Raw genomic sequence first — 9,188 nt, forward strand, 5'->3', positions numbered from 1 at the left:
GACGGATCCCGACGTGCGGGCGAAGACGGATCCCGACGTGCGGGCGAAGACGGATCCCGACGTGCGGGCGAAGACGGACCGGAGCGAGAGACCGAACGGACCGGAGCGACCGGGCGGTTCGGACGCGACGCTGGTCGGTCGACCGACGGCAAAACGGGGGCTCGCTCAGTTCAACATGCTCTGGGCGACGGTCGCGAGCTGGCCGTTGTCCGCCTCGGCCAGCCGTTCGTCGCCGATCTTCAGTCGCAGGCGCGGGCGGCCGACGTCGATAGGGACCTTCTCGGTGTCGATCAGGCCCATGTCCTCGAGCTTCGTCTTCGTTCGGCTGAACGTCGCCTTCGACGCGATGCCGACGTCCTCGCCCCACTTGCTGATGTCGTACAGCAGCGCCTCGTTTCGGGCCGCGACGAGCAGCGAGATCGTGACCTCGTCGAGACCGTCGCCGTCGCCTCTGGCCGTCTCGAGCGACCCGAGGATGGCGCTGAAGTCGGCCTCGGCGTCGGCGCTGATCTCCTCGGAGAGCGTCTCGCGCACCCGGGTGATCGGCGGGGTCCGAAGGTTGAACGCTTCGGCGTCCTCCCAGCGACCCTCGTACGTCTCGATCGTCGCGTCGACGAACTCCTCGTCGTCGGTGACGAGACCGCCGACCCGATCGCCGGCGTGGACGATGGCGACGACCGACCCTTCGGTCACGAGCAGCGAGTTCTCCGGCGCCTCATCGAGGGTGCGGAGCGCGAGCGCGTCCGCGTCGATGAGGTCGGCCGCGTTGCTCGCGACGATGAAGTCGTCCATGACGTCTTTCAGCGTCCGCTCGTCGGCGAGCATGTGAACGGACGGGAGCTCCCCGTCGAACTCGGTCGCGACGGACACGAACTCCTCGATCGCGTCCCGGGACGGGTTGACCATGTACACGTCACCGGTCGCGTCCTCTAGGATCGTTTTCAGGATATCGTCAATCTGGTGATTTAGTAAATTCGAGTCCATGCCTATAGAGAAGTAAAACACCTCTCGGTACTTAATTTTGGTGGCCACTCTCAAGCGGCAACACGCATCCAACATTCAAAGGAAGCGAACGCACCGTTGGTTTCCGGTCCCGACGCATCGAATCGTCGACCAGTTTCGGCCGAAACGGTCGGCGTGGTCCGTCGTCGTAACCGTGTTGCCGACGGTTCCCGACGACGAAACCGTCACCTCTTCGTGAGCTTCAGGTAATCTTATATAGTTAACGGCCAAACGTTGGTTCCGCATGGGTGGCAAACACAGTCACGTACTGTCGAGGGGAGTCGAGCGCGTTCGATGGGTGGGAAAATCGCTTCGACCGTTGGATTCCGCGGTGAGGGCGAAACGAGTCAGTTCGTACGGCGGCCCCTGAACGGACGGCTCGATCACGATTCGAGTCGCGGCCAGAGTTCTTGTGACCAGTAGACGTCTCCGTCGTAAATTACCGGCGCCTCCGATTCGGCGAGGAAGGTCGTCAGATCGTCGGCGTCGAGGATGAAGCTCGACTCGTTGCCACAGAGGTAGGCGTACTCGTTATCGGCGGTGTGAGGGAAGTAATACGACCCCTTCACCTGCGTGGAAAAGCACTCGACAGAGAGCAGGTACTCCCCCCCGTCCAGCGGTTCGAGGGTCACGGTCGTGGGGACGCGGTGGTCTCCCTGGGCCAGCGTGTGGGTGCCGTCGCCGACCACCGCGTAATCTTTCCCCATCATGATCCGACGACGGGCCAGCCCGAGCGCCCGCTCGATGCTGAATCCGTTGACCAACAGCTTCGCGAACGTCGACCCGACCTTCACGGCGTGCTCGTCGAGCACCTGCGTGAACGTCACCGCACCCGCGACGCTCCCCTTCTCGATCAGCGTCATTCCCTCGTAAAACGAGCCGCACGCGTTGAGAAAGAACGTCTCGACCTCGCAGCGGTCGAGGCTCGAGGCGGAGAGGAACCCGTCGGGACAGCGCAGACCGTCGGCCTCGCAGTGACCGATGTAGTGAACGAAGTCGTGGCGCGACTCGAGGAGCCGGGCCAGCTCGGCGACTCGACAGCCCTCCTCGACGGACACGTCGATCGTGAGGTCCTCCGATCGGTCCCGGTAGATCGCGGAGACGTCCGCGTGCTCTCCGCCCATCTCGGGATCGTTGAGGATCACGCAAATGGAGGTGGGCCGGCCGGGCGCGTCGAGGTACTCGAGGCGGTTGTAGTACGCCTCCGGCGCCGATTTGAAGACGTCGATCGGAACGCCGTCCGCGAGCCAGCCGTGAACCCGCCCGCTGCGGAGTTCTGGCTTGACGATGTCCACGGAGGCGACCTCGCCGGCGCCCGGCCGCCCCCGAAGGTTCTCCTCGACCCGAGTTTCCGCGCCATCGGCGCGGTAGAAATCCTCCAGCGAGCGCTCGATCAGTTCCGTTCCCTCGAGCGCCGACGTCCGCGGCAGGTAACACGCGCTCATCCGATCGAGGAGGAACGGGATCGTCTCCGCGAGTTCGGGACCGGGCTCCACGTACGTCGCCAGGTGCCACTCGGGAAGTCTGTGCTCGATCGCTTCGTACGGCACGTCGAGGTACGTCGAGAGACGGCGTTGGGGCGAGGCGACGTACAGCTCCGCCGCGTCGAGTTCGAGCGCCTCGACGAGACTCCCCTCCGAGAGCCTGGTCCCGTACGGCCCCGCGTTGCGCACGAGACAGTCGAGGAAGAACGTTTTCCGAAGGAGTCGCTCAACGTCCCGTTCCAGCGCCGGAAGCGGTTCGAGGGGACGTTCTCGGTTCTCCTCCGGCAGCTCCAGCACCGGTCGATCGACCGCCGCGGTCTCGACGTCCGCCTGGAGGTAGTACGCCAGTGGCGCGGTGACGAAGACCGGGTCGTATCGGTCCGGCAGTACCAGTTCGATTCCGGTCCGGGGCGTCCTGGAGGCGACGTTATCCGGAACCTCGAACCGGTCTCCGCGCTCGATCAGGGGCGGGTGACCGCGAAGCGTCGGGTACGATCGATCGGGCCCGGTCGTCTTCTGGGACGATGCGAGGTGGGCGATCGCCCTGGCGAGGGCGCCCGGGCCATCGGGGACGGTGATCGTTCCCGCCGGAAACTCGTGGCGGCTCCGAAACCCCAGCACCACGCGCCGTCGTTCCGGAAAACTGATCACCACCCACTCGAAGTCGTCGGTCTTCTCGATCCGGATCCGGCCGGCGGACCGCACGTAGGTTTTGATCTCCGTGTCGACGTCGATCAGGTACTCGCCGGGAGGGAGTTCGAGCGGCTCGCCGCCCGGATCCAGTTCGAATTGCGAGTCCGTCGCGAGAGAGCGCACGTAGACGACGGCGTGGGGAAAGCGCAGTTCCGAGGCGGTCGCTTCGACTGCGTGGTCGATCGGCCGCGGGACGTCCGCGCCGGTATCCGAGACGTCCCTCAGGTCCCCCGAAACGAGGAGCTCGGTGCTGTCGGTGTCTACGACGCGAAGGTGGTCAGGCTCCACCTCCCAATCGATCATTCGGATCGGCGAAAGACACCGTACGTAATTAGTTGTATCGGACGGGGGACCGATTTTTCCGATCGGAGCGCCTTCGGAAAGGTACACTTATGGCCGGCCCGGGCGGGGCTTTCACCATGCGCCACGAGGACGTACGCGCCGTCGACCCCGCGGTCGCCGACGCCCTGGTTGCGGAAGTCGACCGGCAGCGAGAATCGCTGCAGATGATCGCCAGCGAGAACCACGTCAGCGAAGCGGTGCTCGACGCGCAGGGGAGCGTCCTGACCAACAAGTACGCCGAAGGCTACCCGGGCGCGCGCTACTACGGCGGCTGCGAACACGCGGACACGGTCGAGCAGCTCGCGATCGATCGCGCAGCGGAGCTCTTCGGGGCCGAGCACGTCAACGTACAGCCCCACTCGGGAACGCAGGCCAACCAGGCCGTCTACTTCGCGATGCTCGATCCCGGGGACAAGATCCTCTCGCTGGACCTGAACCACGGCGGCCACCTGAGCCACGGCCACCCGGCGAACTTCACCGGCCAGCTCTACGAGGTCGAGCAGTACGAGGTCGACTCCGAGACGGGCTACCTCGACTACGACGGGCTCGTCGAACACGCCGCCGAGTTCGAACCCGATATCATCGTCTCCGGGTACTCCGCGTACCCGCGCGAAGTCGAGTGGGAGCGCATCCAGGACGTCGCCGACGACGTCGACGCACTCCACCTGGCGGACATCGCCCACATCACCGGGCTCGTCGCGGCGGGCGTCCACCCGTCGCCCGTCGGAATCGCCGACTTCGTCACCGGGAGTACGCACAAGACGATTCGGGCTGGCCGCGGCGGGATCGTCATGACGCGCGAAGAGTTCGCCGACGACGTCGACTCCGCGGTCTTCCCCGGCGGCCAGGGCGGCCCGCTGATGCACAACGTGGCCGGCAAGGCCGTCGGCTTCGAGGAGGCGCTCGAACCGGCGTTCGAGACGTACGCCGAGCGGACCGTCGCGAACGCGCGAGCCCTCGGCGAGTCGCTCACCGAGGAGGGCTTCTCGCTCGTCTCCGGCGGCACCGACAACCACCTCGTGCTCGTCGACCTCCGGGAGAGTCACCCGGACACCTCGGGCGGCGACGCCGAGGAAGCCCTCGAGGCGGCCGACATCGTCCTGAACGCGAACACGGTCCCCGGCGAGACGCGCAGCCCCTTCGATCCCAGCGGGATCCGCGCGGGGACGCCCGCGCTGACGACGCGCGGTTTCGACGAAGACGACATGCGGACCGTGGGGAAGTTGATCTCGCGCGTTATCGACGAACCCGGCGACGAGGGCGTCCGCGCCGAGGTCCAGGACGAGGTCGCCGCACTCTGCGAGGCGAACCCGCTCTACGAGTGACGAAGATCGTTCGGCGATAGGGACGCACGCGGACGCGTTTTACGCAGTCGGCGACCTCGGCGAGACGGACCGGAGTCGACCGCACGCCCGATCGCGAATCCGAGCGTTGATTACGCTCGCTCGCCGCGTGACGAGTGATGACGGAGATCATCGACGGGAACGCAGTCGCGAGTGAACTTCGCGACGAGCTCGCGGGGGCGATCGAGACGCTCGCCGACGCGGGCGCGCGGCCTGGACTCGCCACCGTGCTGATGGGAGACGATCCCGCGAGCCAGACGTACGTGAACATGAAACAGCGCGACTGCGAGGAGGTCGGCATCGACGGTCGACACGTGGACGTCGACGGCGACGCCGACCCCGAGGAGCTCTACGACGTGCTCGAAGCGTTGAACGCCGACCCCGAAATCCACGGCTACCTGGTCCAGGATCCGGTCCCCGACCACGTCGACTACCGGGAGGTCATCCGGCGGATCGCCCCCCGGAAGGACGTCGACGGCTTCCACCCCGAGAACGTCGGTCTACTGGTCGCCGGCGACGCTCGCTTCCGGCCGTGTACGCCCCACGGCGTCCAGAAGCTCCTCGAGGCCTCCGACGTCGAGACCGAGGGCGCGGACGTCACGATCGTGGGTCGCTCGCGCATCGTCGGGAAACCCCTCGCCAACCTCCTGTTGCAGAAAGCCGACGACGGGAACGCCACCGTCACGGTCTGTCACTCGCGAACCGACGAGCTCGCCGAGAAGACTCGACGGGCGGACGTGCTGATCGCCGCCGTCGGCGTCCCCGGCCTGATCGACGGCTCCATGGTCGGCGAGGGCGCGATCGTGATCGACGTCGGCATCAACCGCGTCGACGCCGACACGGAGAAGGGCTACGAGCTCGTCGGCGACGTCGACTTCGAGAGCGTGGCGGAGCGAGCGAGCAAGATCACGCCCGTCCCCGGCGGCGTGGGTCCGATGACCCGCGCGATGTTGCTCTACAATACGGTGAAGGCCGCGAGTCTGCAGGCGGGTATCGACGTCGAGTTACCCTGAGGCGGATCGGACGACGAGCTTCGGAGCCCCGTCCACCCGAGTCGAAACTCCCCGCGGGGTTCGACCCCCGGAATCCTCGGGTTCCGCCGAACACAGCTATTTCCCGTCGGAGGTGTCACATTCACGCATGCCCGACGAACCAGTTCCGGTCGGCGCCGATCGGCCGGACAGCCCGATCCACACCACCGGCACCGACCACGTCACCATCTGGGGCTCGAACGCCGAGGATACGATCGCGTTCTACCGCGACCTCCTCGGAATGCCGCTCGTCCTCCGGCAGCCGAACCTCGACGATCCCTCCCAGACCCACCTCTTCTTCGACACCGGCGACGGTCGGATTCTCACGTTCTTCGTCGGCGATCGCCCGTCGAATTCCCGACCCCAGCCCGGGGGAGTGGGGTCGGTCCACCACCTCGCGTTTCGCTTCGCTCCCGAGCGCTTCGCGGACGTGATGGCGGCCCTCGACGAGGACGGTCGCGGCTACAACGTCTTCGACCGTGGCATCTTCCAGTCGCTGTACACCCGCGACCAGGACGGCCTGGTCATCGAACTCGCCACGGACAAGTACGAGATTCCCGACGACCGCCGGGCCGAGGTCCTGGCGACGACCCAGCGGATCCGCGAGGCGGACGGCGCCGAGTACGCCGAGGACGAACACCTCGAGGCAGCACTGAGGGAACTCGACATCGAGGTCGAAGCCCACGAGCTGCCGGACGCGGCGAGCGGCGTCGGCGGGGTGGAGTGATCGGCCGTCGGCCGGAGCTCCGTCGAGCGGCACCGGGCCGACCGCTCGCTCAGGCCAGCCGTCCAGACCGATCGCCCAGGCCAGTCGTCCAGCCCAGTCGTTCGACCGATCGCTCAGACCAGTCGTTCGAGTCGATCCTCTGCGCGAGCCAGGGCCGTCTCGTCACCGTCTCGAACGGCGGTCGCCAGCTCCCGGGCGGCCGCCAGCAGCGACGTCGCCTTCTCGGGCGCCACCTCGCCGTCCAACATCCTGAGCCGCTTCGCGTGGTCGCCGAGGGCACCCAACGCGGCTCGCTCGTCGGTCGCCAGCGTCCCGTCCTCGGCCCACGTTCGGAGGTCGCGTCGGTAGTCGTCCACCGCGTCCGCTGCGGCGAGTCCGCGGGCCGACCGGAGGCTCGCCGGCACCGCGTCGGTCGGCGGTCGTTCGCCGCGGTCGGCACCGCGAAGCAGCGCGAGGACGTACAGCTCCTCGGCCTCGGTGAGCGACCGCATCCGGTCGGCGGCGCGGGCCGCGTGCCGACACTCCAGGGCGGCGACGTACGTGTCGTCAAGGTCCCGAAGGTCGCCGCCGGAGACGAAACCCCGACGGCGGATGTACTCCCGACAGACGTCCGCCGCCCGCTCGGCGAGTTCGGCGACAGGAGCGTCGTCGACCGCGGCCCTGATCGGCGTGAGGTCGAGCTCGGCCGGCATGTCGGTGTGCTCGCGACGCTCGTCGTCGCGTCCGACGCTTCGCAGACTGCCGCAGGCGGGACAGCCGACGCTCCCGGTTTCGTAGTACGACCAGCGGGTCCCGCACTCGCCGCACTCCCGCTCGCCCCGGATCTTCATGCGCGACGGTTCGCCGGCGCTCGTGAAAGGCACTTCGACCGCGTCTCCCGGGCCCCACACCACCGCATCCCGGTCGACGTACCGGCGGGCCTCGCGGGATCGGCTGCCGACGGTCACCGTCGGAGGACCAACGCGAACGCGCCCATGCCGCCGACGAAGATGGTGAGCCAGTACGTACAGACCCGATAGATCAGCGCGATCGAAAATGCCGCCGAGGGGCTGAGCGACCCGAGGATCACGAGCGCGCCGGTCACGAAACCCTCCACGCCGCCGAGTCCACCTGGGGCGGGGACGAACGCCCCGAGCTTGCCGAGCGCGGCCGCCAGAACGACGACCGAGACAGCGATATCGTAGCCGAGGGCTTGCCCGCCCAGGTAGATCGGGAGCATCAGGAAAACCATTCCGACGTGAGCGTACAGCGTCGAGACGACGAGCAGTTTCCGGTCCGCCGCGATCACGTCGACCGATCGGTAGAAGCCGTCCAGGCGCTCGCGGACGGCCGCCGGCGAGAGCTTGGCGGCGAATCCGCCCGCGACACGGCTCACCGGCCGCTGGACGACGGATACCGTCCCGAGAACGATGCGATAGATGACCCCCGGCCGCTTGACGACGACGAACGAGAGCGTGATGAGCGCGAGGAACACGCCGGAAAACGCGATCAAGTAACTCTGGATGTCCGCCCCGACGGCCCCGTTGGCGATCGTCCAGCCGATCGCCAAAAACCCGAACGAGTAGTACGGGACGTAGTTGAGCACGTCCGCGGAGAGCACGCCCGCGAGCCCGTCCTCGTAGGCCATCTCGGCGTCGCGTGAGGCGATGTACGCCACGAACGGCTCGGTCGCGACCTGGCCGTACGGCGTCACGTACTTGACGAACATCGCGGAGAAGAAGATGCCGTAGACGTGTCTGCGAGTGATCGACGCGTCGATCGTCCGCAGAAACTGGACCCAGACGAGTCCCCGAAAGACGAGCATGAGCGCGCCGGACCCCAACCCGAGCGCGACGACGGTCGGGTTCGCTCCCGACAGGTCCTCGAAGACCTGCTCTCGACCCACGAGCGTCACCAGGAGGGCGAGGAGGACGGCGGCGATCAGGAAGCCCAGCGCGATCCGACGTTTCACGCGGCAATGATGGTATCGAACATACAACTATCTTATGAAAGAGACGAGGCGGTGGAGGGGTCGGACGACGACGCCGTCGCGCCTGCGTCCGGTAAAAATTGACCGCCGAATCGCCGGCGGACCGACGGGAACGCACCGGCCATTTCGGATCCGGGCGTTCACCGACCGATGACGATCATCGGTCCGACCACGATAGTCGACGGGATATCAACGTGCTGCAGGTGCAGGCCGCAGGTCAACCCGACGAACCGTACTATCCCGGGATATGTCGCCCGAAATGTTCAGTCGACGCAGATTCGTCGCGGCCGCAGGAACCGCTACCGCCGTCGCTCTCGCCGGATGCGGCGACGAGGGGCCCGAAGATGACGAGGAAGACGACGGTCTCGGGGAGGAAGACGACGACGCGCTCGGCGAGGAAGACGACGACGCGTTCGACGACGAAGACGACGACGCGCTCGACGACGAAGACGGCGAGCACACGCTCACGGTCACGGTCGAAAACGAGGACGAGGATCCGGTCGAAGGTGCGTCGGTCACCGTCGAGGAAGACGACGGAGACGTCGATGACGGGATGGATGACGGAGACGACGACGGGATGGACGACGGAGACGACGA

The 9,188-nt window shown here is 66.9% G+C and carries 7 protein-coding genes and 1 pseudogene; 4 read left to right on the forward strand and 4 right to left on the reverse strand.

The window, feature by feature from the left end; translation table 11 throughout:
• Positions 1-165: 165 nt before the first annotated feature.
• Positions 166-984 (reverse strand): transcriptional regulator TbsP, encoded by an 819-nt coding sequence (gene tbsP, locus QZT59_RS05260; RefSeq protein WP_290812387.1) that lies wholly within the window; start codon positions 982-984, stop codon positions 166-168.
• 401 nt (positions 985-1,385) lie between these two features.
• Positions 1,386-3,482 (reverse strand): hypothetical protein, encoded by a 2,097-nt coding sequence (locus QZT59_RS05265; RefSeq protein ID WP_290812390.1) that lies wholly within the window; start codon positions 3,480-3,482, stop codon positions 1,386-1,388.
• A gap of 116 nt (positions 3,483-3,598) precedes the next feature.
• Here QZT59_RS05265 and glyA point away from each other — a divergent pair, with 116 nt between their 5' ends.
• From glyA to QZT59_RS05280, 3 genes are all read left to right on the forward strand, one after another.
• Positions 3,599-4,846: a serine hydroxymethyltransferase gene (gene glyA, locus QZT59_RS05270; protein ID WP_290812393.1), complete on the forward strand. Its 1,248-nt coding sequence runs from the start codon at positions 3,599-3,601 to the stop codon at positions 4,844-4,846.
• A gap of 137 nt (positions 4,847-4,983) precedes the next feature.
• Positions 4,984-5,877 (forward strand): bifunctional methylenetetrahydrofolate dehydrogenase/methenyltetrahydrofolate cyclohydrolase, encoded by an 894-nt coding sequence (locus QZT59_RS05275; protein ID WP_290812396.1) that lies wholly within the window; start codon positions 4,984-4,986, stop codon positions 5,875-5,877.
• A 127-nt stretch (positions 5,878-6,004) separates the two neighbouring features.
• Positions 6,005-6,622, forward strand: coding sequence for a VOC family protein (locus QZT59_RS05280; protein WP_290812399.1), 618 nt, complete (start codon positions 6,005-6,007; stop codon positions 6,620-6,622).
• A gap of 113 nt (positions 6,623-6,735) precedes the next feature.
• On the opposite strand, the gene QZT59_RS05285 is transcribed toward QZT59_RS05280, so the two are convergent.
• Positions 6,736-7,452, reverse strand: a complete 717-nt coding sequence (locus QZT59_RS05285) for a TFIIB-type zinc ribbon-containing protein (protein WP_290812402.1) — start codon at positions 7,450-7,452, stop codon at positions 6,736-6,738.
• A gap of 113 nt (positions 7,453-7,565) precedes the next feature.
• Positions 7,566-8,573, reverse strand: coding sequence for a YbhN family protein (locus QZT59_RS05290; RefSeq protein WP_290812405.1), 1,008 nt, complete (start codon positions 8,571-8,573; stop codon positions 7,566-7,568).
• A gap of 265 nt (positions 8,574-8,838) precedes the next feature.
• On the opposite strand from QZT59_RS05290, the pseudogene QZT59_RS05295 reads away from it, so the two are divergent.
• Positions 8,839-9,188, forward strand: a pseudogene (locus tag QZT59_RS05295) (hypothetical protein); the annotation flags it as partial.

The organism is Halovivax sp. (assembly GCA_007119345.1).
GTDB lineage: Archaea > Halobacteriota > Halobacteria > Halobacteriales > Natrialbaceae > Halovivax.